At 62.2% G+C, this 25,349-nt stretch carries 17 protein-coding genes; 8 read left to right on the forward strand and 9 right to left on the reverse strand.

The window, feature by feature from the left end; genetic code table 11:
* Positions 1-111 precede the first annotated feature (111 nt).
* The 3 genes from PQR42_RS38390 (at position 112) to PQR42_RS38400 (ending at position 4,315) form a co-directional block, all read left to right on the forward strand.
* Entirely contained in the window at positions 112-864 is a 753-nt protein-coding gene (locus tag PQR42_RS38390; RefSeq protein WP_408385948.1) for an ABC transporter ATP-binding protein, read from the forward strand.
* Entirely contained in the window at positions 861-1,574 is a 714-nt protein-coding gene (locus PQR42_RS38395; protein WP_408206660.1) for an ABC transporter ATP-binding protein, read from the forward strand. Before PQR42_RS38390 ends, PQR42_RS38395 begins: the two co-directional genes overlap by 4 nt.
* A gap of 392 nt (positions 1,575-1,966) precedes the next feature.
* Entirely contained in the window at positions 1,967-4,315 is a 2,349-nt protein-coding gene (locus tag PQR42_RS38400) for a hypothetical protein (RefSeq protein WP_408385950.1), read from the forward strand.
* Positions 4,316-4,372: 57 nt separating this feature from the next.
* Here PQR42_RS38400 and iolB read toward each other — a convergent pair whose 3' ends face one another.
* From iolB to PQR42_RS38435, 7 genes are all read right to left on the reverse strand, one after another.
* On the reverse strand, positions 4,373-5,173 hold the full coding sequence (gene iolB, locus PQR42_RS38405; RefSeq protein ID WP_408385952.1) for a 5-deoxy-glucuronate isomerase: 801 nt from the start codon (positions 5,171-5,173) through the stop codon (positions 4,373-4,375).
* Positions 5,170-6,096, reverse strand: coding sequence for a myo-inosose-2 dehydratase (gene iolE / locus PQR42_RS38410; RefSeq protein ID WP_408385954.1), 927 nt, complete (start codon positions 6,094-6,096; stop codon positions 5,170-5,172). The genes iolB and iolE overlap by 4 nt, the downstream gene beginning before the upstream one ends.
* 10 nt (positions 6,097-6,106) lie before the next feature.
* Positions 6,107-8,080 carry a 3D-(3,5/4)-trihydroxycyclohexane-1,2-dione acylhydrolase (decyclizing) gene (gene iolD / locus PQR42_RS38415; protein WP_408385956.1) on the reverse strand — a complete coding sequence of 658 codons (1,974 nt, stop codon included), beginning with the start codon at positions 8,078-8,080 and terminating at the stop codon, positions 6,107-6,109.
* The gene (locus PQR42_RS38420; protein ID WP_408385957.1) at positions 8,077-10,122 is read right to left on the reverse strand and encodes a bifunctional 5-dehydro-2-deoxygluconokinase/5-dehydro-2-deoxyphosphogluconate aldolase; all 2,046 of its coding nucleotides are present in this window, start codon (positions 10,120-10,122) and stop codon (positions 8,077-8,079) included. Before PQR42_RS38420 ends, iolD begins: the two co-directional genes overlap by 4 nt.
* A 64-nt stretch (positions 10,123-10,186) precedes the next feature.
* Positions 10,187-11,035 (reverse strand): ATP-binding cassette domain-containing protein, encoded by an 849-nt coding sequence (locus PQR42_RS38425; protein ID WP_408385959.1) that lies wholly within the window; start codon positions 11,033-11,035, stop codon positions 10,187-10,189.
* A 13-nt stretch (positions 11,036-11,048) separates the two neighbouring features.
* Complete coding sequence (locus PQR42_RS38430; protein ID WP_408385961.1) at positions 11,049-12,206, reverse strand: ABC transporter permease; 1,158 nt, start codon at positions 12,204-12,206, stop codon at positions 11,049-11,051.
* Positions 12,207-12,353: 147 nt separating this feature from the next.
* Positions 12,354-13,400 (reverse strand): sugar ABC transporter substrate-binding protein, encoded by a 1,047-nt coding sequence (locus PQR42_RS38435; RefSeq protein WP_408206644.1) that lies wholly within the window; start codon positions 13,398-13,400, stop codon positions 12,354-12,356.
* 255 nt (positions 13,401-13,655) lie between these two features.
* On the opposite strand from PQR42_RS38435, the gene PQR42_RS38440 reads away from it, so the two are divergent.
* The 4 genes from PQR42_RS38440 (at position 13,656) to PQR42_RS38455 (ending at position 17,209) form a co-directional block, all read left to right on the forward strand.
* A complete protein-coding gene (locus tag PQR42_RS38440; RefSeq protein ID WP_106283662.1) occupies positions 13,656-14,537 on the forward strand; it encodes a MurR/RpiR family transcriptional regulator in 882 nt (293 codons plus the stop codon).
* Entirely contained in the window at positions 14,530-15,558 is a 1,029-nt protein-coding gene (gene iolG / locus PQR42_RS38445; RefSeq protein ID WP_408385963.1) for an inositol 2-dehydrogenase, read from the forward strand. The genes PQR42_RS38440 and iolG overlap by 8 nt, the downstream gene beginning before the upstream one ends.
* Complete coding sequence (locus tag PQR42_RS38450; RefSeq protein WP_408385965.1) at positions 15,558-16,604, forward strand: Gfo/Idh/MocA family oxidoreductase; 1,047 nt, start codon at positions 15,558-15,560, stop codon at positions 16,602-16,604. The genes iolG and PQR42_RS38450 overlap by 1 nt, the downstream gene beginning before the upstream one ends.
* Before the next feature lie 377 nt (positions 16,605-16,981).
* The gene (locus tag PQR42_RS38455) at positions 16,982-17,209 is read left to right on the forward strand and encodes a sulfurtransferase TusA family protein (protein WP_027776570.1); all 228 of its coding nucleotides are present in this window, start codon (positions 16,982-16,984) and stop codon (positions 17,207-17,209) included.
* A 117-nt stretch (positions 17,210-17,326) separates the two neighbouring features.
* Here PQR42_RS38455 and galU read toward each other — a convergent pair whose 3' ends face one another.
* Both galU and PQR42_RS38465 read right to left on the reverse strand, forming a co-directional pair.
* Entirely contained in the window at positions 17,327-18,208 is an 882-nt protein-coding gene (gene galU, locus PQR42_RS38460; RefSeq protein WP_408206637.1) for a UTP--glucose-1-phosphate uridylyltransferase GalU, read from the reverse strand.
* Between the two features lie 71 nt (positions 18,209-18,279).
* The gene (locus tag PQR42_RS38465; protein ID WP_408495188.1) at positions 18,280-21,159 is read right to left on the reverse strand and encodes a valine--tRNA ligase; all 2,880 of its coding nucleotides are present in this window, start codon (positions 21,157-21,159) and stop codon (positions 18,280-18,282) included.
* A gap of 679 nt (positions 21,160-21,838) precedes the next feature.
* On the opposite strand from PQR42_RS38465, the gene PQR42_RS38470 reads away from it, so the two are divergent.
* On the forward strand, positions 21,839-25,282 hold the full coding sequence (locus PQR42_RS38470) for an ArsR family transcriptional regulator (RefSeq protein WP_408385969.1): 3,444 nt from the start codon (positions 21,839-21,841) through the stop codon (positions 25,280-25,282).
* Positions 25,283-25,349: the final 67 nt, after the last annotated feature.

Raw genomic sequence — 25,349 nt, forward strand, 5'->3', positions numbered from 1 at the left:
GCGCCACGCACATGGCCGGAGGCTCACGATGATCCCGGCGCTCGCGATCCGCGCGCAAGCGCTTCTCACAGCCGTGCGCTCAAGCGCTACGCACATGGCCGGAGCCTCGCAATGATCCCCGCGCTCGCGCTCTACGGCATCGAAAAACGCTTCGGTTCGACGCAGATTCTGCGCGGCGTCGATCTCGCGATCCAACCCGGCGAGCGCCACGCGCTGATCGGTCCGAACGGCGCGGGCAAGTCGACACTCTTCAATCTGATCGCCGGCGGCGCGCGGCCGAACGCCGGGCGCATCGATCTGTTCGGTGCCGAGATCACGCGCCTCGCGCCGGCCGCGATCACGCGTCGCGGACTCGCGCGCAGCTTCCAGAGCACCAGCGTGTTCACGCGCCTCAGCGTGTTCGACAACCTGCGCTGCGCGGCGATGCTGGCGGAGCGCGACCGCACGCGCTGGTGGCAGCGTTTCAGCGGCTCGCGCACGGTCGACGCGCGCGCCTCACAAGTGCTCGAAGCAGTCGGCTTGAGCGAGCGCCGTCACGTTGAGGCCGGCACGCTCAGCTATGCCGAGCAGCGCGCGCTCGATCTCGGCATCGCGCTCGCGGGGGGCGCGCATACCTTGCTGCTCGACGAGCCGACGGCCGGCATGAATCGCGCGGAAGCGGCGCGCGCTATCGAACTGATTCGCGAGACCACGGCGGGCCGCACGCTGCTGATGGTCGAGCACGACATGGACGCGGTTTTCGCGATCGCCGATCGCATTTCGGTGCTTGTGCAAGGACGCATCATCGCGAGCGGCACACCGGCGGCGATTCGCGCGGACGCGGCGGTGCGCGCCGCGTATCTCGGCGAAGGGTTCGGCTCATGAGCGCCTTGCTCGACATTCGCGCGCTGAACGCGTGGTACGGCGCGAGCCAGGCGTTGCACGGCGTCACGCTGAGCATCGAGGCGGGCGAAGTGCTGGCGCTGGTCGGCCGTAACGGCTCGGGCCGCTCGACGCTCGCACGCGCGATCATGGGCCTCGTGCGCAGCGAAGGCGAGTTGCGTTTCGCGGGCCGCGCGCTCGGCGGTCTGCGGACCTTCGAGATCGCGCGTCTCGGACTCGGCTACGTGCCTGAACATCGCGACGTTTTTCCGACGCTGAGCGTGCACGAGAATCTGCAACTTGGTGTCGCGCCACAGGACCGCGGCCGCGCGCCGCGTTTCAACTTCGACGACGCCTACGCGCTTTTCCCCGTGCTGCGCGAACGAAAGCGCACGCGTGCGGGCGCGCTGTCGGGCGGCGAGCAGCAGATGCTGACGCTCGCCCGCGCGCTGCTCGGCGACCCCGATCTGCTCGTCATCGACGAACCCGGCGAGGGTCTCGCAAGTCTGGTGATGGAGCAGGTCGCCCGATGCTTGCGGACGCTGCGCGATCGCGGCGTGGCGATGCTGCTGATCGAACAGCGTCTCGTGATCGCGCAGGACATCGCCAGCCGCGTTGCGGTGATGGGGCATGGCGAAATCGTGTTCGATGGTGCGCTCACGTCTTTCTTGCAGCGGACCGACGTGATGCGGGACTGGCTCGGCGTGGGTTGAGCGAGAGCCGCGTGCCCACGGTGTTTTATTGCGGCGCGGCATGGCGGTTGGCGATCGTCTTGCCGTGCTGTTGAATCTTTCGGGCATTGGCCGAGTCATGCGTCCCGCGCGCGGCGCTCGAATCGCGCCAAATCATACCGTTTGAATCCCATTTGCCGACATGCCGCTCACGCCCCGTGCATGCGGCTTTCGAATCAATTGTTGCAGCGATTCAAACGCTTGATCGTTTGGTGAGCGTCCTCCAGAAATCTTGTCGGCAGCGCGCTGACAAATAAAGACAATCGGGTAAAAGACGCGCGACCGCGGCTTGCTGTTTAAAGCCACCGTATGCGCGACGAACCATGTCGTGCCGGGCGCGCGAAAGACGCATCGCGGCTTCAGGAGGAGACATCATGAGACAGAAACGCGCATTGTGCGAGGCGTCGGCAAATAGAGCGAGGACGCGTTCGCTGCAAGATCTGAAGCCGAAGCACACCTTGCTTTCGCCGATCTTCGCGGGCGCCGCGCTGTTGACGGCCGCGCTACTGATGTCCGCCTGCGCCGACGCGAGTTCGACCACCGGCGACACCGCGTCCACGCCGTCAAGCCCAGGGAGCTCGACAGCCGCTGCAGCGGGCAACAATGCCAGCACCTTCGACAGCCGCGCGAATGCCGCCACATCGCCGGATCCCGCACTCGCCGCACAACCCGCATCTTCAACACGTCCCGCACTCGAACTCGCCAAGGCCAAACAACTCGCCGCGGAGCAAAGCGTCGCCGCGCGCGTGCCGTCGGCGAGCGGCATGACCGAATCGCGCAGCCGTCCGCTGACGCTGCGCGATTCCGGCATCGACGGTTCGCTCATGTTCGCGCGCGACGTCGACTTCCGCGTGACCGGCGACATCGGCTTCATGATTCACGACATGGCGGCGACGCTGACTCCGGCGCGTCCTGGCCAGCCGATCGTGTTCGACGACCCGACCAGCGTGACGATCAACGTCCACCGCGGCGAGATCACGCTCGACAGTGCGAAGCTCACCGCGATCTTCAACCGTTACCTGTTCCAGTATCAGGGCTCGCCGCTGCGCAATATGCGCGTCGTGCCGCAGGACGGCGGTACCCTGCGCATTACGGGCGAGATGCATCGCGAGACATGGGTGCCGATCGTGCTGAGCGGATCGCTGTCGATGCGCAATGCCGACGAACTCGTCTTTCATGCCGATCATGTCGAAGTGGCCGGCGTCGGCGCCGACAAGCTGATGCAGGCCGCGCACGTGAAGATGGCCGACCTGCTGAAAGTGGACACGCCGATTGCGCGACTCGATGGCGACGACGTCGTGATGCAGGTGGCCAGGCTGACGCCGCCGCCTGCCTTGCATATGACGATCACGCAGATCGAGACGAGCGCCGCTGGCGTGCGCTTCAGGCTCGGCGACCGTACTGTGCCGAACATCGTCTGGCCCGCGACGATGCCCGCGCGCGGCATGCTGGTGCAGGGCGGCGACGTGAAATTCATGCGCTCGATGCCGATGAACATCGACATGGCGCTCACGCCGATCGACGGCAAAGCGCCGTTCGTTTTGGACCTGTACCACTACCGCGAACAGATGGCGGCCGGCTATTTCACCTTCGATGAAGCGGGCGCGCTGGACGTTCATCTGCCGTCATATACGACGCTAGCCAGCGTGGACAAAGACGCGCCGATACAAACAGGCAGCGCAAGTGCGCGCTTTAACGACAGCTTCATTCGAGCGCAGCAGGCCGCGCTCGCGCAGGCGCGGCTCGTGTGGCAACGCGTGCCGCTGTCTGTGCAAAGCGCGTCGGTGGCGCACGCGATTCCGGTCGGCACGCGTGCGGCGTTTTCCGGGCAACGCATGACGACGCCAGGTTCGGTGTTCACTGACGAGCGTCGTTCGTCGGGACCCGCGCCGTTGATCCACGTCGAGAACGTCGACTTCTACGTGGCGGGGCGCATCGGTTTTCACGTGCGCTCACTGGACGCGCAGATGGTGCCGAAACAGCCGGGACAACCGGTCGATCTGGACGATCCTGATCAGTACGATATCCGCATCATCGGCGGCGAGGTCGTGGAGCCCTGGCCCGCAATGGCGGCGCTTTTCAACGACTATCTGCTCGACTACGAGCCGCGTTCGCTCAACGACCTGCAATTGAAGCCGGTGGACGGCAAGCTCGAAGTCACGGGTGGCATCAAGTTGTGGAATCACTTTCCCGGCGTGTGGCTGCCGACCACGATGAGCGGCACGCTCGTCGCCAAAGATGGGCGGCATCTCGTGTATGAACCGACGTCGGTGAAAGTGCTCGGCGTGCCGCAGGCCGGCCTGCTGCGTGCGCTAGATATTCCGCTCGCTTCGCTCACGCCGTTCACGCGCAAAGGCGTGGCGCTCAAGGACAATGAGTTGGTGTTCGATCAGTACACGGTGTTTCCGCCGCCGGTTTTGCAAGGGCGTCTCGCGAGCGCCACTGTCACCGACGAAGGTCTCGTGCTGAAGTTCAAGCGCGACGGCAATGTCGCCGCCGCGAAACCGCCCGCGGGCGCGGGCAAGAGCTTCGTCTGGATCGAATCCGGCGACGTCAAGATGTTCAATTCGCTGGTGACGAATACGCGCACGTTCATCAAGGACAGTTCGAACCCCGGTGCGATGAAGTTCGACCTGTACGGCTATCGCAAGGACGTGTCGAAGGGAACAGTGAAGATGGGCGAGGACGGCGGCTTGGATGTCGATCTGGCCGTCAGAAAGTAGCATGAGTTTTTGCGAAGCCTGCGCGGTGTTTTCGAAAGCGCCGCGCAGGTCGCAACATCAAGCGTCCTTATTGATGATCCACTCGTGCGCCGGATCATTGCGGAAATGCCAGACCCGCTGTCCACCCGCCATCACGTTCAGATAATACGAGTCATACCCGTAAGGCACGATCACCGGATGATAGCCACGCGGCACCATCACGACGTCGTGATTCTCGACGGCCATCGACTCGTCGATGTCGCGCATATCGGTGTACACGCGCTGAAACGCAAACCCTTGCGGCGGGTCGAGCCGGTGATAGTAAGTCTCTTCGAGCGAACTTTCGTGCGGGACATTGTCGGTGTCGTGCTTGTGCGGCGGGTAGCTCGAAGCGTGTCCGCCGGGCGTCCTGACTTCCACCACCAACAGTGACTCCGCGGGCTCGGTCTGCGGAAGAATATCGCATACGTATCGCGTGTTCAGTCCTTTGCCGCGTGTCGAGCGCTTCATCGAAGCAGGCTCGATCAACCTCGCCGGCAATTCGCCTTTGGCCGGTGCGCTCGCCACGCCGATCTCGGCGTCTCGACATGCGCGGACCGTCACCCGCACGTTCGGCGGCAGATACACCGCGTACGGCGCGGCGTCTTCGAACACGCTGTCGCGCGCACCCAGCGAACGCCATTTAGTGTCCGCGGTTTCGATATCGACTGCACCCGTGAGCACGACGATGCACACCTCACGCGACGGTTCGAACACGTGCACGACCTCGTTCTCACCCAGCCGGTAAGCGGCAAAACCGACGTACCGCCAGCACGCCGACTCGGGTGTCACTCGCGCGATCGTCTGGCCTTCGCGCTGCGCCTTCACCAATAAACTCATGCTGCCTCCTGCTCAGTGCCGCCGGCGGCGCCGAGCGGCGCATCGACCAGCGTGCGTAATGTCTTGTAGCCGTTCTGCGCATATTCGAACGACGGCGCCACGACCGGATCCTGTTCGGCTTCCACCACCAGCCAGCCGCAATAACCGTGCCGCTTCAAGCGCTCGATGATCGCGGGGAAATTCACCGCGCCGTCGCCCGGCACCGTGAAGGCGCCGGCGATGACCGCGTCGAGAAAGCTCCAGTTGCGATTGCGCGCAAGCTTCATCACGGCGGGGCGCACGTCCTTGCAATGCACGTGGCAAACGCGCCCGATATGTTTGTCGAGCACGGCGAGCGGATCGCCGCCGGCAAACGTGATGTGCCCCGCGTCGAACAGCAGGCCGACGGCGTCGCTGGTGCGCGCCATCAATTGATCCACGTCGGCCGGCGTCTCGACATAAGCGCCCATGTGATGATGATAGGCGAGCCGCACGCCGCGGCTCAGCGTATAACGCGCGAATTCGTCGACGCGCGCCGCATACTCGGCCCATTGCGCGTCGCTGAAAAAACGCGGGCGTTGGTAAAGCGGCTGCGACGCGCCCTGAATCGAATCGGCGACCTCGCCGTACACCATCACCGTTGCGCCGTTTTGCGCGAGCAGCTCGAGATGCGGGCCGACGGCGGCGATTTCCTCTTCCACGCTGCGTCGCGCGAGGCGTCCGGAATACCAGCCGGAGACCAACGCGAGATCGTATTGCGCGAGCAGCGTCTTCAACGACTGCGGTTCGCGCGGAAACTTGTTGCCGAGTTCGAAGCCTTGATAGCCGATCTCGCGGCCTTCCGTCAACGCCACCTCGATCGGCGTCTCGCCGCCGAGCGAAGGCAGATCGTCGTTCATCCACGAGAGCGGATTGATGCCGATACGTACGTCGAAAGCAGTCATGCGGACGTCCTCATTCGTTGTCGGTGGGGCCGGTGTTTTGCGCGGAGCCAGCCGGTTCGGCGCGGGCCGCGAGTTGCGTTTCGTACTTCGCACGCGCGTCGCGCACAGCGGGGCGCGACGACACTTCCGGTACGGCCACCTCCCACCACCAGCCGCCGTCGTCGGTGGTGCGGGCGGGATCGGTATCGATGCTGATGACGTAGGTGCGATCCGCAGCGCGGGCGCGTTCCAGGGCAGTCTCGAGTTCCGCGATATTCGCGACGTGTTCGGCCTGCGCGCCGAGGGCACGCGCATGCGCGGCGAAATCGATCTGCGGCGCGCCGAGCGGCCCTTGCACGCAGTTCTCGAGCAGATTGTTGAACGGCGCGCCGCCGCACGCCTGCTGCAAGCGGTTGATGCAGCCATAGCCGCGATTGTCTAGCACCACGACGATCAGCTTGGCGCCGATCATCACCGAGGTCGCGATCTCGCTGTTCATCATCAGATAGCTGCCGTCGCCGAGCATCACGATCACTTCACGCGCGGGCCGTGCGAGCTTCACGCCGAGTCCGCCGGCAATCTCGTAGCCCATGCACGAATAGCCGTACTCGACGTGATACGCGCCCGGTTTGCCGGCGCGCCACAGCTTGTGCAATTCGGCGGGCAGGGTACCGGCCGCGCAGACGACGATATCGTTCGCGGGTGAACTGGCGCTTGAACGCTGCACCGCGCCGATCACATCGCCCTCGTAAGGCAGCACGGTGTCGCGTTGCGGCGCATGCGTGAGCGTGCTCACCGTATCGCGCCAGCTCGCCGCGAGTTTGTGCGCGCGCGTGGTCCACGTGCGGTCCGCGTGCCAGCCTTGCAGGGGTTCGGCGAGCGCGTCGAGCGCAAGACGCGCGTCGGCTTCGACCACCACCGCGCGATGCTTGAGACCGTCGAAGGCATTGGCGTTGATCGCGATCACGTCCGCTTGCGTGAACAAGGTGTTCGAGCCGGTGGTGAAGTCCTGCAAGCGGGTGCCGATGGCCAGCACACAATCGGCGTCGTGCGCGAGTGCATTCGCGGCGGGCGAGCCGGTGACGCCGAGCGCGCCCGCGTTCAAAGGATCGTTCCAGGCGAGCGCTCCTTTGCCGGCCTGCGTTTCCGCGACTGGAATACCGTGCGTGGTCGAGAAACGGTGCAGCGCATCGGTGGCGCGGCCGTAGAGCACGCCGCCGCCCGCGACGATCAACGGCCGCTTCGCATGACGCAGACGCGCGATGGCGGCCTCGATTTCATCGACGCGCGGTGCGGGCGAATAAAACGTGACGACGCGCGGCTTGAAGAAATCGACAGGGAAATCCCATGCCTGCGCCTGCACGTCTTGCGGCAACGCGAGCGTGACGGGACCGCACAACGCGGCATCGGTCAGCACGCGCACGGCGCGCGGCAGCGCATTGAGCAATTGCGCCGGATGCACGATGCGATCGAAGTAACGCGACACCGGTTTGAGCGCGTCGTTGGCGGAGACGCCGCCGTCGTGGAAGTCCTCGACCTGTTGCAACACGGGATCGGGCGCGCGCGAGACGAAAATGTCGCCGGGCAGCAGCAGCACCGGTAAACGATTCACGTGCGCGAGCGCCGCCGCCGTCACGAGGTTGGTGGCGCCCGGTCCGATCGACGTCGTGACGGCCATCATGCGGCGGCGGAAATGCGCCTTCGCATAGGCGATAGCACTGTGCGCCATCGCCTGTTCGTTGTGGGCGCGCAGGGTGGGCAATTCATCGCGGTGCTGATACAGCGCTTCGCCGATCCCCGCCACATTGCCGTGACCGAAGATCGCGAATACGCCGCCGAATAACGGCTCGGTGCCTTGGCCGTCCTCGGTCGCGACGCGTTGCGCGGCGAGATAGCGGACCAGCGCCTGCGCGGTCGTCAGGCGCACCGTGCCGCCCGAGCCCGCGCGAGTGTGGCTGGCGTCGTTGGCGGACGCCGCGTCGTGATGCAATACGCGCTGATTCATGCGGCTTGCTCCTGATGGACATGGTTCGGCGCGCCGGCTTGCGCGGCGCTCGCGCCACGCGTTGCACGCCACGAAGCGATCAGTGTCTCGAAGGTGCGGCGCACGCGCGCGATCAGTTCGTCGTCGCCGATTTCTCCGGCGAGCCATGCATGGCTCGGCTCGTGGAAGATCGTGCGCCCGACCGTGAAGCCGCGGCACGTCGCCGATTGCGCCGCCGCGCGGAAGCCTTCGTCCAACTGCTCGACGGCCGCCGACAAACCGAGCAGCACCACGCCTCGACAATATGGATCGCGCTCGGCGATTAGCGCGTCGACGTTGCGCCATTGCGCGGCGTCCATCGGTTCGAGCTTCCACCACTCGGGATAGATGCCAATGTTGTACAGACGCTTCAACGCGCGATACACGGTGTCCGGTGCCTGCGGCAGGTGCGTGTGTTTCGGCGGAATCACTTCGAGCAGCAATTCATGGCCGCTTGCTTGGGTCGCGTCGTAGAGCGCGCGGAGTTGCGCTTCCTGTTCGAGACGCTGCTCGATGGGCTCGTCGGGATGAAACTGCACGAGGCACTTGACGATATGTTCCTGCGGCCACGGGATCAGCGTGGTGCCGATCGACCGGCCATGATCGAACACGAGCGGCACGGAGCCCGGCAGTTCCACCGGCCGGCCGATCCACCAGCCGCGCCCGGTGGCCGCGTTCAGCGCGTCCTGTCCGTAGCGGTCGTCGATCAACACGCCAATGCGGTTCTGCAATCCCAACGCGCTTTCGGTCTGCGCAACGGCTTCGACGAACAGGCCCTTCAGACGCGCAATGCGCGCTTCGTCGGCACCGGTTTGCTGCGCGAGTTCGAAGAACTGGTTGCGATGGTCGAAGGCGAAGCCGAGCACTTCGTCCCATTGTTTACGAGCCGGCGAGACGCGATGCAAACGCGCGAGCGTCGCGTCGCGATCCGGGCGGCGCATGCGCTGCGGATCGGCCTTCGCTTCGCGCAGGAAGTAATCGAGTTCGGCGGGCGTCGGCATGGCCGGCGCGCAACCGTGGCGCGAGACGACCAGCGCGCCGCTTGCGTTCGCGGCGCGCGCGCACGCTTCGAGCGGCTGATCGCGTAACCATCCGGAGAGAAATCCCGAGGCGAACGCATCGCCTGCGCCGAGCACGTTCAGCACTTCGACTTCCACGCCGCCGTGAATCGGCGCGTCGTCGAGCGAGGCGGGCACCGCGCCGTCGATGATCTGGCAGCCCAGCGGTCCACGCTTGAGCACCAAGGTGGCCGGCGTGACGGCGCGCACCATCGCGAGCGCGTCGACCAGTTCGGTCTTGCCGCCGGCAATGCGGAATTCCTCTTCGGTGCCGATCACCAGATCGAACAAGGGCAGAATGCGCTGCAAATGCGCGGTGACGCCTTCGCTCGCGACGAAGCGCGTTTCACCGTCCGCTTTGCCGGTAAGACCCCAAAGAACCGGACGATAGTCGATATCGAGCACGGTGCGCACCTGGTTGCGGCGCGCGTAATCCAGCGCGCGGCGGCTCGTGCGGTTCACCTGTTCGGTCGAAAAGTGCGTGCCGGTGATCAGTAGCGCTTTCGACGACGCAATGAAAGCCTCGTCGAAATCCGCTTCATCGACCGCCATGTCCGCGCAGTTCTCGCGATAGAAGATCAGCGGGAAAGTATCGCGGTCTTTCAGGCCGAGCAGCACGAGGGCGGTCAGACGCTCCTGATCGATGCGCACGTGGCTGACGTCGCAGCCCTCCTTGGTGAGCGTCTCGGTGAGAAAGCGGCCCATGTGATCGTTGCCGACGCGCGCCAGCATCGACGACGCGAGGCCGAGCCGCGCGCAGCCAAACGCGATATTCGCCGACGACCCGCCGAGATACTTCGCGAAGCTCGACACGTCTTCGAGGCGCGCGCCCACTTGCTGCGCGTACAGATCGACGGCAAGGCGGCCGAGGCAGACGATGTCGCGGCTGCGGCCCGGCGCGAAGCGGCTGCCGCTCGCCGGCGCCGAAGCGGACGGGGTCCCGCTGGATGTGCTGGAGTGATTCATGAAGTTTCCTGAATAGCTGGGCGCGGCGGCGGGCGCATCGACGCCCGCCCGTCGCGCGAATGAATCAGATCGTCGCGCCTTCGAGTTCGCCAATCATCTTCTGCATCTCGGCGCCGCCGGCCATCATGTCGAGCACCTCGTCCTTGCTGATGGTGTCCTTGGTGAACGTGCCGAGCGATTTACCGCGATTGAGCACCGTGAACGAATCGCCGATCGGATACGCGTGGTGCACGTTGTGCGTGATGAAGATCACCGAGATGCCCTTGGCGCGCGCCTTGTGAATCAGCTTCAGCACGTTGAAACTCTGCTTCACGCCGAGCGCGGCGGTCGGTTCGTCGAGAATCAGCACGCGCGCGCCGAAGTGAATCGCCCGCGCAATCGCCAGACACTGTTTCTCGCCGCCGGACATCGTGCCGATCGGCTGATGCGCGTCGCGCACATTGATGCCCATTTCGGCGAGCTTGTCGCGCGCGGTGGTGGCGCTGGTTTCGAGGTCCATCACGCTCAGGAAGCCGAACAGCTTCTTTTGCGGCTCGCGTCCCATGAAGAAGTTGCGTGCCACGGAAAGCAGCGGCACCAGCGCAAGATCCTGATAGACGGTGGCGATGCCGAGATCGAGCGCATCTTTGGGCGATTCGAACAGCACCGGTTTGCCGTCCACCAGATACTGGCCGGAAGAGGGCTGATGCACGCCTGCAAGGGTCTTGATCAGCGTCGACTTGCCCGCGCCGTTGTCGCCGAGCAGGCAATGCACTTCACCGCGTTTCAGGCGCAAGGTCACGCCGCTCAATGCGATCACTTTGCCGAAGTATTTGTTGACGTTCTCGAGAGCGAGGATCACGTCTTCCTGCGGGGCGCTCGCGTTCGGGTTCGAGCTGTCCACGCCATTCGCTGCGGTATTCGTATCGGACATGGTCGTCTCCTCGTTACGATTGCGCGACGCGGCGGCGCACATAGTGATTGAACAGCACGGCGATCAGCAGCATCACGCCGAGGAACACACGGAACCAGTCGGAACTCACATTGGTGTAGGTAATGCCGATCTGCACGACGCCGAAGATCAACGCGCCGAAACACGCGCCGATCACCGAACCGTAGCCACCCGTGAGCAAGGTGCCGCCGATCACCGCGGCGATGATCGCTTCGAATTCCTTCTGCAAACCGCGGTCGGCCGCGGCCGATCCGATGTCGCACACCTGCAGCACCGCAAAGAGGCACGAGCAGAACGCGGTCAGCACGAACAGCGAAATCTTCACGCGACGCACCGGTACGCCGACGTTCTTGGCCGCGTTGGCATCGCCGCCCACGGCGAGAATCCAGTTGCCCGCCCGTGTTTTCGCCAGTACGAATGCGCAGATCGCAGCGAGCGCGAGCCACCACAGAATCACCTTGGGAATGCCCGGCACGAGCGCGTGGCCGTTGTCGAGCATGGTGCCGATGCCGTGACGCGCGAGCATCGTGAAAAGACCGTTCAGCGCGACGCCGTGAAACAGCGTATCCGCGAGCCAGTCCTGCTGCGCAAGGTCGCCGACGCCGGAGACGATCGTGCGGTCCGCGAACATGATCGAGAGCGCGAGCGTGAGGCCGCGCAAGATGAACAGAAACGCGAGCGTGACGATGAATGAAGGCAGCCGCGTACGCATCACCAGATAGCCGTTCAGCGCACCGAGCAGCATGGAGCCGGCGAATGCGAAGAGAATCGCGAGCGAAATCGGCCAATGAAAATACACCGAGGGAATCGCGACCATCATGCCGGCGAAACCGATCATCGAGCCGATGGAGAGATCGAACTCGCCGGCGATCATCAAAAGACACGCGCCCACGGCGAGGATGCCGAGATACGCGGAGACCTGCGACCAGTTCATCACGCCGTCGAGATTGAACATGCCGGAGTTGCCGGCCGTCAGCGCGAAAACGAGAAACACCAGTACCGCGCCGGAAATCGCGGCGAATTCGGGGCGGTTCAGCACATGGCCGAACCTGGATTCCTTGCGCAGCCGTTCATCCGAATCGGGCAGCGAGGGCGCTGCCTCGCCGGTGTTCGTCTTCACGTGCGGTGGGAAGTGTTTGCCGGCTACACCCATGATGTCTCCTTGGAGCCCGGCCGTGTGCGACTCGCACGCGAGGATGCGTGGCGAGAACGACAGCCGGTGAAATGCGCGGTGGCGGCGGGCGGCCCGCCCGGAATCGAAGCGGTGCCCGCCGTGCGCGTGACTAGCTAGAGTAAAGAATCAGCGGTACTGACCTGCGTACTTGATAACCTTGTCGAGGTTTTCCTTGGTGATGAAACCCGGGCCCGAGCGAATGTTCTTCGGCCCATAGGACGGCGCGAGGCCGTAAGTGGCCAGCCGTTCCTTGAACTTCGGATTCGCCTCGAGAATCTGGCGGATCTTCGCGGGATCGGTGGTGTGCTCTTTCTTCACGATCGCCAGCACGGCCACGGGGATATAGCCTTGCAGGTACGGTTGCTGGTCGATGGCGAACTGGATCGTGCCGTTCTGGATTGCCTTGGCGATATCGTCGGAGAAGTCGAACGTGCAGAAGTAGATCTTGCCCGCGAGACCCATTTGCGTGACTGCTTTGAGCGTGGCCGAAGCCGGGGTCGGTCCGAGCGTCAGGATCGCGCCGGTGTTCGGGTGGTTGCGCAGATACGCGCTGACCTTCGACTGAATTTCGGTCGGATCCTGGCCGGAGTCGATGGTTGAAGCCTTGTAGTCGACGCCGAGCGCTTCGGCGAAACCACGGCAACGATCGAACGACACCGTATTGGTGGCGATGTGGTTCACGCACAGGAACGACTTCACGCCCGCGGCCTTGGCTTTCTCGCCGGCCGCTCTGCCCGCGACATATTCGGGTTGACCCACATGCATGATCGCGCCGAGCTGCGCGCTCTGTTCCTCCGTGCCGGAATTGATCGTGACGAGCGGAATCTTCTTCGCGGTCACCTTGGTGATCGAGCTTTTCAGCACGTCGAAATCGGCGATGGTGACGATTACGCCGTCGTAGTTGCGCGCGGCCGCCTGTTCGATCAGACGCGACATGTCGGCGATGTCGCCGTTCGGCGGGTTGCGGTAGTCGGTCTCGACGTTGAAGTCTTCGTCGGCCTGTTTGATGGCGTTCTTGATGGTGTTCCACCAGGAATCCGAATCCGGTGCGTGGCTGATCAGCACGAAGTGAGCGTCAGCCGCGCGGGCGGCCGAGGCCGCGCCGAATCCCGTCGCCAACGTCAATGCCGTCACCAGAATCCTGAGCGTAGCCTTGCCCTTGCAAAGTCTCATTGTCTCCACCTTTCTCGGTATGTCGTTTTTGAAGGGAGCGTCTGGCCAACCCGGTGTTTCCACCAAAGCACCATCGCTCACGACCAAGATTAGGCGATCTTCCAAGGTGTTGCAATGAAAATTTCATTACAAATAAAAATAGAAAATACGTTCCATTTGACATGGCGGCTGCCTATAATCGGCAGCGTCAGGAGGCCCGTGCGGCGGGCGTTCGGAGCGTCTGCGGCACTGCAATAAAGCACCCGAGAGAGAGCCATGGCGGAAGAGAGCACCGAGGAATTGCCCAGCGTCGAAGAATTGATGCAGCGCATCGCGGAAAACTACGACGCGTTGCCGCGTCAGCTGAAGAATGTCGCGACTTATATCGAGCAGCACCGCTCCAGCGTGATGGTGGATCGCACCAGCGACATCGCCGCGAGTTGCGGCGTGCATCCGTCCGCCGTGGTGCGTTTTGCGCAGCGCTTCGGCTTTTCCGGCTTCTCCGATCTGCAGGCGGTTTTTCGGCAGGCATACACGGGCCAGGGCAGTTCGTCGCCGAGTTATCAGCAGCGCATTCGCAAGCTGATCGACGAGAAGCCGGGCGCGCTGTCCGGCGGCTCGGTGGCGCGCGAATTCATCGCGGCTTCGCGCGGCGGTCTTGAGGAACTGGAGGCGGGGCTCGACGACAAGGAGTTCGACGCCGCGGTGAAGATGCTGCAACAGGCCGACAACATCTACGTGATCGGCGTGCGGCGCTCGTTTCCGGTGGCGAGCTATATCGTCTACGCGCTGCAGCACACGCCCAAGCGCGTGCACCTGGTGTCCGGTTTCGGCGGCATGTACCGCGAACAGATTCGCAGTGTGAAAAAGGGCGACGTGGTGATCGCGATCAGCTTCGCGCCCTACGGCAAGGAAACGCAGTATTGCTTGCGGGTCGCGCATCACCATCAGGCCAAGACGCTGGTTATTACGGATAGCCAACTATCTCCGCTCGCGCGTTATGCCAGCACGCAACTGTATGTGAAAGAGGGCAGCGCGTTCGCGTTTCGCTCGCTGACCAGCACGATCTGTTTGTGCCAGGCGTTGTTCATCGCGCTCGCGTACAAGCTCGAATTGAACGTTGAAGAATCCAAAGACACTGGAGGATACGATGACTGAGGCGGCAAATCAGGCGGCAAAGACGATCGACGTGGCGGTGTTCGGCGCGGGGCGCATCGGCAAGATTCATGCGGCGAACCTTGCGCGGCAGCCGGGCGTGCGGCTGAAATATGTGGTCGACGTGAATCGCGAGGCCGCCGCGGCGCTTGCCGCCGAGCATGGTGCGCAGGTCGCGGATATCGACGGCGCGATGGGCGATGCCTCGATCGGCGCAACGGTGATCTGTTCGAGTACGGACACGCATGCCGATTTGATCATGCAATCCGCCGCACAGAAGAAGCATGTGTTCTGCGAGAAGCCGGTCGATCTGACGCTGGAGCGCGCGCGGGCTTGCGCGGCAGCGGTGGAGCGCGCGGGCGTGGTGTGCATGATCGGTTTTCAGCGCCGCTTCGATCCGACGTTCTCGGCGTTGAAAGCGCGGCTCGACGCCGGCGAAATCGGCACGCCGGAAATGCTGGTGGTGACGAGCCGCGATCCGGGCGCGCCGCCGGTCGAGTACATCAAGCATTCCGGCGGCATTTTCAAGGACATGCTGATTCACGACTTCGACATCTTCCGCTGGATTCTCGACGACGAGGCCGACACGCTGCACGCCACCGGCAGTTGTCTGAGCGACCCGGCGATTGCGGAGGCGGGCGATATCGATTCGACCGCGGTGACGATCCGCACGAAGCGCGGCCGCCTGTGCCAGATCAATACCGCTCGGCGCGCGGCGTACGGCTACGATCAGCGCTTCGAAGTGCTGGGCAGCACCGGCATGCTGCAGGCGGGCAATGTGCGGCCCACGGAAGTCACGGCGTATTCGAAAACCGAAGTGTCGAGCGACGTGCCGGAAGCGTTTTTCCTGGAACGTTACCGTGCGGCTTACGCGCATGAAATCGCGCATTTCTTCGATGCGGTGACACATGGCAAGCCGGTGCGCACCACCGTCGCCGACGGCCTGAAGGCGCTCGAACTCGCCGACGCCGCGACGCGATCGTGGCGCGAGGGGCGCGCGGTCAAACTCGGCGAGGCCTCGTGATGACGGCCGCCGCAGCGCGGGTTCGTGTGGGCGTAGTCGGCCTCGGGCGTCTCGGCAAGCGGCATGCGGAGAATCTGGCGTATCGGGTGCCGGGCGCGTCGCTCGTGGCGGCCTGCAGTCCGGTGGAGGAGGAGCGGGCGTGGGCGCGGGAAGCGTTGCCTGCGCCGCGGCTGTACGAAGATTATGCGGAGTTGCTGGCTGACCGCGAGGTGGATGCGGTCTGGCTTGTCACGCCGTCTTCGTTGCACGCGCAGCAGATCGTCGACGCCTTGCGGGCCGGCAAGCATGTGTTTTGCGAGAAGCCTTTGTCGCTGGATCTCGCGGAGTGCGAGAGGGTGCTGGCCGAGGCTGCGCGCTATCCGCATTTGCAGGCCACCATTGGCTTCATGCGGCGCTTCGATCCGAGCTATAAGGACGCGTTCGACAAGATCGAAGCCGGCAAGATCGGCCGGCCGTTTCTGGTGCGATCGCAGACCGCGGATCAGAACGATAGCGATGGGTTTTTCGTGCGTTTTGCCGCGACTTCTGGCGGGATCTTTCTCGATTGCACTGTGCACGATATCGATGTGGCGCGGTGGTTGTTGGGTCGGCCGCGTGCCAAACGCGTGTTCGCCGCGGGTGTTGCCGCGATGCATGAAGGGCTGCGTGAATTCGGCGATGTCGATAATGGTGTGGCGATCTGCGAGTTCGAGGATGGCAAGCTGGCCATGTTTTATGCGTCGCGGACGCAGGCGCATGGGAATGACACGCATAGCGAGGTGATCGGCACGGCTGGAGCGCTGGCTATTGGGCGTAATCCTCGGGCTAATCGGGTTGAGATTTATGATGCCTCGGGGATTCGGAACGAATGCACGGCGAATTTTTTTGAGCGGTTTGAAGAGGCGTTTTTGTATGAGGCACGGGCGTTTGTGGCGGCGGTGCGCGGAGGTGGTGATGCGCGTGCTAGTGCAAGTGCGGGCGCCACGCTTGCCGATGCTCTGGAGGCGACGCGGATCGGGATGGCGATGAGGCAGTCGTTGGAGAGCGGGGAGGCTGTGATTTTGTAGTTTTGGGTTCTCGACGTGGCGCGCCTCGCGAATGACAGATTTTTCGGATATTCGATTATTTTTCCAACTGTCAAGGATTTTTGCCGCGGGCTCGCAGGCGGCAATGAACTTTTTCGGCTGTCAGGTTCCGTCTGCCCATGTCTCTCCCCTCAATTTGGAGAATTATCCCCTTTAGAGGTGTCCAGGACCATTGGACCACTACAGTGCCGCCTCGCACAGGGGCAACGCTAATAGACCACAAAGAATTCAAGGAAAGGCCAACACCAAAAGAACACAGCCTAAAACTGCCGCCCGGCAACCACGCTACGCCTGCGGTAGAATTTGACCCTTCGGCGTCAAAACAGACGCCCAGTCCCCGAAGGTCATCGTCGATGCAAATTCAGATTCACAAGGAAGTCGATGCACGCGGGCTCATGTGCCCGCTGCCCATTTTGCGCGCCAAGAAGGCGCTCGCCGACATGGAAAGCGGCCAGATTCTCAAGGTGCTTGCCACCGATCCGGGCTCGCAGCGCGATTTCGCCGCGTTTGCCAAGCAAACCGGCAACGAAATCGTCGAAAGCTCCGCGCACGACAAGGTCTTCACCTTCCTGATGAAGCGTCGCTGAAACCAGCGTCCTGGCGCGCGCGCCCAAAAACAAAAAGGCGCTGTGCCCGCGAACGCGGGGCACAGCGCCTTTTTACTTCGGTTCAACGCTACCGGGAAGCTAGCGGAAGAAACTCGCTCAACCTTCCAGCACCGGCGAACGCGTACGCAGATACTCTTCGAAATCGGCGGCCACCTCCGGATGGCGCAGCGCAAACTCAACCGTCGCCTTCAGATAACCCAGCTTGCTGCCGCAGTCGAAACGCGTGCCGTGATACTTGTACGCCAGCACCTGTTCGTCGGCGAGGAGCGACTGAATTGCGTCCGTCAGCTGCAATTCGCCGCCTGCGCCCGGCTTCAGCGCACGCAAATGTTCGAAGATGCGCGGTTTAAGCACATAGCGGCCCACCACGCCGAGATTCGACGGCGCCACGCTCGGCTCCGGCTTCTCGACGATGCCCGACATCTTGATGATCGAGTCTTCCCACTCCTTGCCGTCGACAATACCGTACGACTTGGTTTCCTGAGAGGGAATCTCTTCGACGCCGATCACCGAGCTGTGATAGTGGTCGAACACCTCGATCATCTGCGTCATGACGGGCGGCGTGCCGTACAGCAAGTCGTCCGCGAGAATCACGGCGAACGGGTTGTCGCCCACCAGCTTCTCGGCGCACATCACCGCGTGGCCCAGGCCCAGCGCTTCCGGCTGACGCACGTAGAAACAGTCCACATGGCTCGGCTTGATGCTGCGCACGAGTTCCAGCAGCTTGTCCTTGCCGCGCGCCTCGAGTTCCGCCTCGATTTCGTATGACTTATCGAAGTGGTCCTCGATCGCGCGCTTGCTGCGGCCCGTGACGAAGATCATTTCGGTGATGCCGGCTGCCATTGCCTCTTCGACCGCGTACTGAATCAGTGGCTTGTCGACAATCGGGAGCATCTCTTTCGGGCTAGCCTTCGTGGCAGGGAGGAACCGGGTGCCAAGACCTGCTACCGGAAAAACCGCCTTTGTAACTTTTAGCATGTGATTACCCTGAATCCTCTGAATTAGCGATCGGTCCTTGCCCGCCTCCTGGGGGCGGGCACGGAGCGTGATCAGACCGGCAAGCGCGCCAGTTGGGCTTTTAGCTTGCCCACCGTCGCTTCGAATTCTGCCAGTCTTTTCTGCTCCTGCTCAACGACTGCCGGCGGTGCCTTTGCAACGAAACTTTCATTCTGCAATTTGCCGTTGCACTTGATGATTTCCGTGCTCAACCGTGCAATCTCCTTCGACAACCGCTCGCGCTCGACCGCCACATCGATTTCCACCTTCAGCACGAGCTTATCATTCCCTACGATAGCAATTGGCGCGCCATCTGCCTGCGCATCCAGGCTTGCCTCGTCGGCAATGATCTGCACTTCGGACAAACGGGCCAACGCCTGTGCGTACGGAACAAAAGTGCGCAGGCGCTCCGCGTTGCCGGTAGCGAGCAACGGCACCTTGACCGCCGGCGACAGATTCATTTCGCCGCGCAGATTCCGGCACGCATCGATCACTGCTTTCAGATCGGCCGCCCACTGCTCGGCGTCTTCATCGATTTTTGACGGTTCGGCAACGGGGTAAGGCTGCACCATGATGGACGCTTCGCCCTCGGCTTTACCCTCGGGATAACGCCCGGCCAACGGCGCCACTTTTTGCCACAGCGCCTCGGTGATGAACGGAATCACCGGATGCGCCAGGCGTAGCACCGTCTCGAGCACGCGCAGCAGCGTGCGGCGTGTTGCGCGCTGCTGGTTCGGCTGACCCGTCTGGATCTGAACTTTGGCGAGTTCGAGATACCAGTCACAGTATTCGTCCCATACGAACTTGTATAGGGCGTTGGCCACATTGTCAAAACGATAGTCGGCGAAACCCTTGGCGATTTCCGCTTCCACGCGTTGCAGACGCGAGACGATCCAGAAGTCGGCCGGCGAGAAATGCAGATGTCCGTCCGGGCCGCATTCGCCGCATTGTTCCGGCTTGCCGAAGCCGCAATCGTGGCCTTCGCAGTTCATCAGCACGAAACGGGTGGCATTCCACAGCTTGTTGCAGAAATTGCGATAGCCTTCGCAGCGCGCCAGATCGAAGTTGACGTTGCGCCCGAGCGTGGCCATCGACGCCATCGTGAAGCGCAGCGCGTCGGTACCAAAGGCCGGGATGCCGTCCGGGAACTCCTTACGGGTTTTCTTTTCGATCGACGCGGCCTGTTTCGGGTTCATCAGGCCGGTGGTGCGCTTGGCGACCAGCGCGTCGAGGCCGATGCCGTCGACGATATCGATCGGGTCAAGCGTATTGCCCTTGCTCTTCGACATCTTCTGGCCTTCGGCGTCGCGCACGAGACCGTGCACGTACACCGTGTCGAACGGCACCTGGCCGGTGAAGTGCGTGGTCATCATGACCATGCGCGCGACCCAGAAAAAGATGATGTCGAAGCCGGTGACCAGCACCGACGACGGCAGGAAGTGCTTCAGCTCCTGCGTTTCATTCGGCCAGCCGAGCGACGAGAACGGCACCAGAGCAGACGAGAACCACGTGTCGAGCACGTCTTCGTCGCGCTTGAGCGCGCCCGTGTAGCCGGCCGCCGCAGCCTTGGCGCGGGCGTCGTCTTCGGTTTTCGCCACGAAGATTTCGCCGTTTTCGCCGTACCACGCCGGGATCTGATGGCCCCACCAGAGCTGGCGCGAGATGCACCAGTCCTGAATGTTCTCGAGCCACTGGTAGTACGTAGTGGTCCAGTTTTCCGGCACGAACTTGATTTCGCCGCTTCGCACCACGTCGAGCGCCGTTTCGGCGATCGATTTGCCCGGATTGAAGGTGCCTTCCGGCGCCGGCTTGCTCATGGCGACGAACCATTGGTCCGTCAGCATCGGCTCGATCACGACGCCGGTACGGTCGCCGCGCGGCACCATCAGCTTGTGCGGCTTGACCGATTCGAGCACGCCGAGGGCTTCGAGGTCGAGGACCACCTGCTTGCGGGCTTCGAAGCGGTCGAGGCTGCGGTATTGTTCCGGTGCGTTCTCGTTGATCTTCGCGTCGAGCGTGAGGATTTCGATCATCGGCAGCTTGTGGCGCAGGCCGACCTGATAGTCGTTGAAATCGTGCGCGGGCGTGACTTTGACGACGCCGGTGCCGAATTCGCGGTCGACGTAATCGTCGGCGATGATCGGCACTTCACGGCCCGATAGCGGCAGCGTGACCGTCTTGCCGATCAGGTGCGCGTAGCGCTCGTCTTCCGGGTGGACCATCACGGCGGTGTCGCCGAGCATGGTTTCCGGGCGCGTGGTGGCGACCGTCAGATGGCCTGAGCCGTCGGTGAGCGGGTACTGGATATGCCAGAGCGAGCCGTTTTCCTCTTCGCTGACCACTTCGAGGTCGGAGACGGCGGTGAGCAGCACCGGGTCCCAGTTCACGAGGCGCTTGCCGCGATAAATCAGGCCCTGTTCATACAGGCGTACGAAGACGTCGCGCACGGCGGCCGACATCTTGTCGTCCATCGTGAAGTATTCGCGCGACCAGTCGATCGAGGCGCCGAGGCGGCGCACCTGGTTCGTGATGGTCGAGCCGGATTCCTGCTTCCATTCCCAGACGCGTTCGACGAACTTTTCGCGGCCGAGGTCGTGGCGCGAGACGCCTTGCGCGTCCAGTTGCCGCTCGACGACGATCTGCGTGGCGATACCCGCGTGGTCGGTGCCCGGCACCCACAGGGTGTTTTCACCGAGCATGCGGTGATAGCGGGTGAGGCCGTCCATGATCGTCTGGTTGAAGGCATGGCCCATGTGCAGGGTGCCCGTGACGTTCGGCGGCGGCAGCTGGATCGAGAAATCTTTTTTGTTTTCCTCGATGGCGGGCGTCGCGTAGGCGCGCTTTTCCCATTCGGGGCCCCAGTGGGCTTCGATGGTGTGGGGCTCGAAGCTTTTGGCAAGCGTGGAGATGGTGTCGCTCGGGGTCTCGCTCATTTGTGTCGGTTCGGCTGGTGAATGCTAGGAATGGTTGATTATAAGCGGCGCCTGGCGGTGGGGGATTTTTGCCCTCTTTATGCCCTGCCCGGCTACAGAGCAAAACCACGCATTTCCGTTCCGGCGGATATAGATAAGTCTTACATTTCAAACCGGTCGCCATGCTGCAATCTATCTAGCAGCGTCGCTTCTCTTGTCACTTCGCTGCGTCAATAGTTTCTCCTCAGGAGTTCAGGAAATGACGATACGCCCAGCAGGTAGTTCGACCACGCCGGTCGGCTCCGATCTGCAAACACGGAAAAGAGAAGCCGACGAACCCCGGTCGGCAGGAAATGCGTCGGCGATTCGTCCGCCGTTTTCGCACGCGGACCCGAAGACGCACGAATTGGTCGGCACTCCGGCGCCACCTTCGACGTCAACTCACGCGAGCGCGGCCGCGATCTTCTCGCACCAGACATCGGGCGCAATGACTCTGCGACATACCGTATCGCCCGGTCGGTCAGCAGGAAAGGCCAGCACGTCAGGTTTTGTGTCGCGCGAGACCCGTGCGGCGGGGCCTGTCTCGGGAGGTTCCCTCGCGAGAGCACATGCGAGCCCCAGCGCATCGAGCGCCACGCCTTCCGCCCGGACTGCGAGAGCGCTACAGGCGCAGGCCACGGGGCAGGCGCAACCCACGGCCATGCTGCCTAACGCCACCGTGGAAGAGTTCAAGGAACTCAACCGCCAGTTCGACACCCGAGACGGCTACATCCAGCAGGGCAGCATGAACGATACTGCGGCTGCACGGAGAATCGCAGACGAACTGCCGAAGGACTTGACCGGTTACCCACGCCAGGTGGTTCAGTTCGAACAGAGAAAAATCTCTGTGCAGGGCATGCTGGCGCAACTACCTGAGAGCGAACGCCAATTCTACGGTGGCGTTATTGCTGCCTTGGAGACAGCCTACGAACTCGAAACCAGCAACGACAAGCGCTACGAGATTGACCGGAAATTCGACCAGGTGCAGAGTGCGGTGCTTCATGAAGTCAGCCGGGTTGGAAACGATCCTGTCGACCGGGCCCTGAGCATCTTCAACCCTCCCATGGGGGAAGGCTATCTGCGGAAATCAGACCGCGAAAAAATTGACATACTCGAGCAATTGCGCGAAGACTTCCTTGCTGCACCCGATGCCGAAGAACGGAAAGACATATTCCAGGAGGCCGTCCAGCTTAAAAGTGAACTGCAGGTGCGTATCGCCCTTGAAATTGGCGTTCGCAAGCGCCAGACAGACAACAAGTGGACAGAAGCGAACAGAGAAGTCGACCGCATCCTGAACGAAGCGCAAGCGCAGACCGATCCTGCAAAACGTTACGAACTGATCGGCCGCCAACTCTTTCAGATTAACCCCGGGCAGGACGAGTTGAAGGACAAGGTCCTTCTGGCTTTCACTCAACACATGCAGGATTCGCCCGAACTGCGGAACAAGCTCAACGCCTGGCATGATCAGGTGAGCGGGCCTCTCAATGCCCACGGAGTGGGGGCCGCCAAAAGATATACAGACATTCTCAAGAACCTGCCGCAAGTCAGTGCCGACTACGTACGCGATCTCAGCGACCAGTACACCGGTGTACTGAAGGACGCCAGTGCCAAAAACTATTCCATCACTCCCAAGGTACGGGCGGAGAAGTTGGCCGGGCAAATACTGGAGGGCATCATGCGAGTCATGTTCGAAGTGTCACCTGTAGGGGTGCTGGCTGATCTTGTGCCCTCGACCCTTCCGGACAATGTTTTGACGGGGCTCGAGGTCGGCGGAATGATAGTGGGCACTCTGACTGGCTTGGGCATAGGCAAACAGGTCGGTCGTGCAGCTAAAGCCATTGTCGCGGCAGCGAGAAAGGCCGGGATTGACAATCTGGCTGGAACAGGAGTCCGCGCTGCAGGCAAAGGCCTCGTTGTGGCTGCGGGTGAAGGCATTGTCAAGGAGACATTGGCAGACCAGGCCTTGAGTCAGCAAGCGAAGGCGGCGCAACAGGCACTCGAGAGGCAGGCTCTCGCGGAGGCTGGCCCCCCGGTAGATTCCACCAGCCTGCTCGCGCACGAGGCCGTGGGGATCAACCCATATGGCTCGCTTGCGAACTATGCCGACCCTGATGTTCTCCTTAGTAATTTACGCCCTGGGTCCAAGCCGGGCATCCTCGAGGATGCCAGAGGCGACAAGTATATTGAACTGGGTGGACAGGCTTATCACGCCCGCTTTGACAGCGACAGCGACACCTGGCGGGTGTTCATGAAAGGAGCCGATTTGAAACCACAGTATCCGGTTCGGCTGAATGCAGCAACCCACGCTTGGGAAGTCAATAGCGACGTGGGGCTGAGGGGAGGGGGATGGGCGAAAATAAGCGATGCGGTGCGGCAGGAAGTCGTCAGACTGTTGAACGAGCACGAACTGTCGCACCGCGCGATCGCAGCCAAGCTGGGGATATCGGGTTCGATGGTCGACAAAATCGCGAAACAGGAAAATATCGGAGTGTCTGCTCCTGGTTCTTTGCTCCGCCTGCCGATCACGCCCGGGGACCGGCAGAAAGTTATCACACTGCTAAAAAACGGAAACTTGTCGCGCACTGAGATAGCAAGACAAGTGGGGATAGCGAAGTCGATGGTAACCAAGATTGCGAAGGATAATAATATTGTTTCGGCACCCATGCGGCAAAGAATCACGCCAGAAATTCGTCTGGAAGTAGAGAAGCTGATAGCTGAGGGAAGGTTGTCAACTCTGGAAATAGCATCAAAGGTGGGGATACCAGGCAGCTCTGTAACGAAGATCAGGAGTGGAACGCCACTCACCCCTGGCGCCTCCTTACCTGGTCGAAAAATCACGCCGGCAGTCCGCCAGGACATTATCAAACAGCTCAACGACGGGTTGCCGTATGAGAGGGCAGCCGCAGCCACTGGCGTATCCGTGGCAACCGTGGGGCGGGTCGCCCGGCAAGAAGGTATAGCCCGCCGTATTTCAGACGACGTTACGCCTGAGCAGATCGACCAGATATTTGCCCTGAGAGATCAGGGCAAATCCATCCGGGAAACTGTCGACGCAGTCAAGCTCTCAGAGCGCAAGGTCAGAGACATTTATGCAAATTACAATTCCGATACCGGCAAAAGGTCGTGGTGGGACACGACGCCGGCAAATCGAACCGCAGCTATCCAGCAATTGGATCAGGGCAAAGCCGCAAAAGACATCGCTCGGGAGCTGGGTCTTCCGCTGGAAACCGTGCGTGGGATCGCCAACCAGCACCGAATAGCAAGAGATTCGTTAGCCAGCGAGCTTTTGAGCCAAGGAAAGTCCGCTGAAGAAGTTGCACAGTCGCTGGGCATATCCCCTGCGTATGTAAGGCGGCTGGCCCAAGGCGTGCCTGAAGGCACACACGATATCCATTTGGCCTCCGAAGACGGGGCCGTGGCAATGGATATGTTTCAGAAAGGCTATAGCAGGCAGGATGTCGCCAACAAATTAGGCATCTCTCCGTGGAAAGCCCATAGTCTCGCCAATGAATTCCGTACAAAAATCATGGACTCTGTGACGCCGCAACAATTGAACGATATCGTGCGGGCGCTTAACGATGAGGATTACTTCTTTACGACTGGCGAGCTGGCGAAGGGGGCCCACTTGCCGGAGGCTACGGTGACCTTGATTGAGCACGAATACGAGGTGGGCTCCATTATCTCGCACCCCCAGTCCCCCCAGCCAGGGCCTTCCTCCGCTCCAGGAGTTCTTCGCGACCAGTACGAATGGGTGCGGCCGCTGACTTTAGACCAGGAGGTACAGGCGATGCGCGGGATGGATGACGGTAGGACCTTGAGAGATGTCGCAGGCGAACTCAAACAGGATTTTGCGGCCATAGAAAGACTGTACGAAGAGGATGTGCCGCTCGTGGCGGCGGCAGACGATTCGGTCGCCCCGCCTCTGACAGACGCACCTCGACCGCCAGTCACAATCTTCAGTCAGGCGGATGAGGATGAAATTCGAAAACTTGCGCAAGATAGCGGCCTGAGCGCGTCGTTCATTGCCAGTTTGTACGATGCATCGGAGGAAAAAATTAAAAATATCCTGACCAGGCGTCCGGGCATCCCGGCCGCAAAGGTGTGACGGCGCAGGCATTGAGTGGGTATCGTCGATTCTTCCGACGCGGTCGCAGCGCGGCGGAGCCGGTTTG

Origin of the sequence: Paraburkholderia sediminicola (assembly GCF_046027355.1) — a bacterium.
In the GTDB taxonomy this organism is placed as follows: Bacteria; Pseudomonadota; Gammaproteobacteria; order Burkholderiales; family Burkholderiaceae; genus Paraburkholderia; species Paraburkholderia sediminicola_B.

What these genes read in the sequence shown, in the direction of transcription:
- galU (WP_408206637.1), bottom strand. Translation starts at nt 18,208, where the DNA reads ATGCTAAAAGTTACAAAGGCGGTTTTTCCGGTAGCAGGTCTTGGCACC.
- PQR42_RS38435 (WP_408206644.1), bottom strand. Translation starts at nt 13,400, where the DNA reads ATGAGACTTTGCAAGGGCAAGGCTACGCTCAGGATTCTGGTGACGGCA.
- PQR42_RS38400 (WP_408385950.1), top strand. Translation starts at nt 1,967, where the DNA reads ATGAGACAGAAACGCGCATTGTGCGAGGCGTCGGCAAATAGAGCGAGG.
- PQR42_RS38425 (WP_408385959.1), bottom strand. Translation starts at nt 11,035, where the DNA reads ATGTCCGATACGAATACCGCAGCGAATGGCGTGGACAGCTCGAACCCG.
- PQR42_RS38430 (WP_408385961.1), bottom strand. Translation starts at nt 12,206, where the DNA reads ATGGGTGTAGCCGGCAAACACTTCCCACCGCACGTGAAGACGAACACC.
- iolD (WP_408385956.1), bottom strand. Translation starts at nt 8,080, where the DNA reads ATGAATCAGCGCGTATTGCATCACGACGCGGCGTCCGCCAACGACGCC.
- iolB (WP_408385952.1), bottom strand. Translation starts at nt 5,173, where the DNA reads ATGAGTTTATTGGTGAAGGCGCAGCGCGAAGGCCAGACGATCGCGCGA.
- PQR42_RS38450 (WP_408385965.1), top strand. Translation starts at nt 15,558, where the DNA reads ATGACGGCCGCCGCAGCGCGGGTTCGTGTGGGCGTAGTCGGCCTCGGG.
- PQR42_RS38390 (WP_408385948.1), top strand. Translation starts at nt 112, where the DNA reads ATGATCCCCGCGCTCGCGCTCTACGGCATCGAAAAACGCTTCGGTTCG.
- PQR42_RS38465 (WP_408495188.1), bottom strand. Translation starts at nt 21,159, where the DNA reads ATGAGCGAGACCCCGAGCGACACCATCTCCACGCTTGCCAAAAGCTTC.
- iolG (WP_408385963.1), top strand. Translation starts at nt 14,530, where the DNA reads ATGACTGAGGCGGCAAATCAGGCGGCAAAGACGATCGACGTGGCGGTG.
- PQR42_RS38395 (WP_408206660.1), top strand. Translation starts at nt 861, where the DNA reads ATGAGCGCCTTGCTCGACATTCGCGCGCTGAACGCGTGGTACGGCGCG.
- PQR42_RS38420 (WP_408385957.1), bottom strand. Translation starts at nt 10,122, where the DNA reads ATGAATCACTCCAGCACATCCAGCGGGACCCCGTCCGCTTCGGCGCCG.
- PQR42_RS38440 (WP_106283662.1), top strand. Translation starts at nt 13,656, where the DNA reads ATGGCGGAAGAGAGCACCGAGGAATTGCCCAGCGTCGAAGAATTGATG.
- iolE (WP_408385954.1), bottom strand. Translation starts at nt 6,096, where the DNA reads ATGACTGCTTTCGACGTACGTATCGGCATCAATCCGCTCTCGTGGATG.
- PQR42_RS38470 (WP_408385969.1), top strand. Translation starts at nt 21,839, where the DNA reads ATGCTGCCTAACGCCACCGTGGAAGAGTTCAAGGAACTCAACCGCCAG.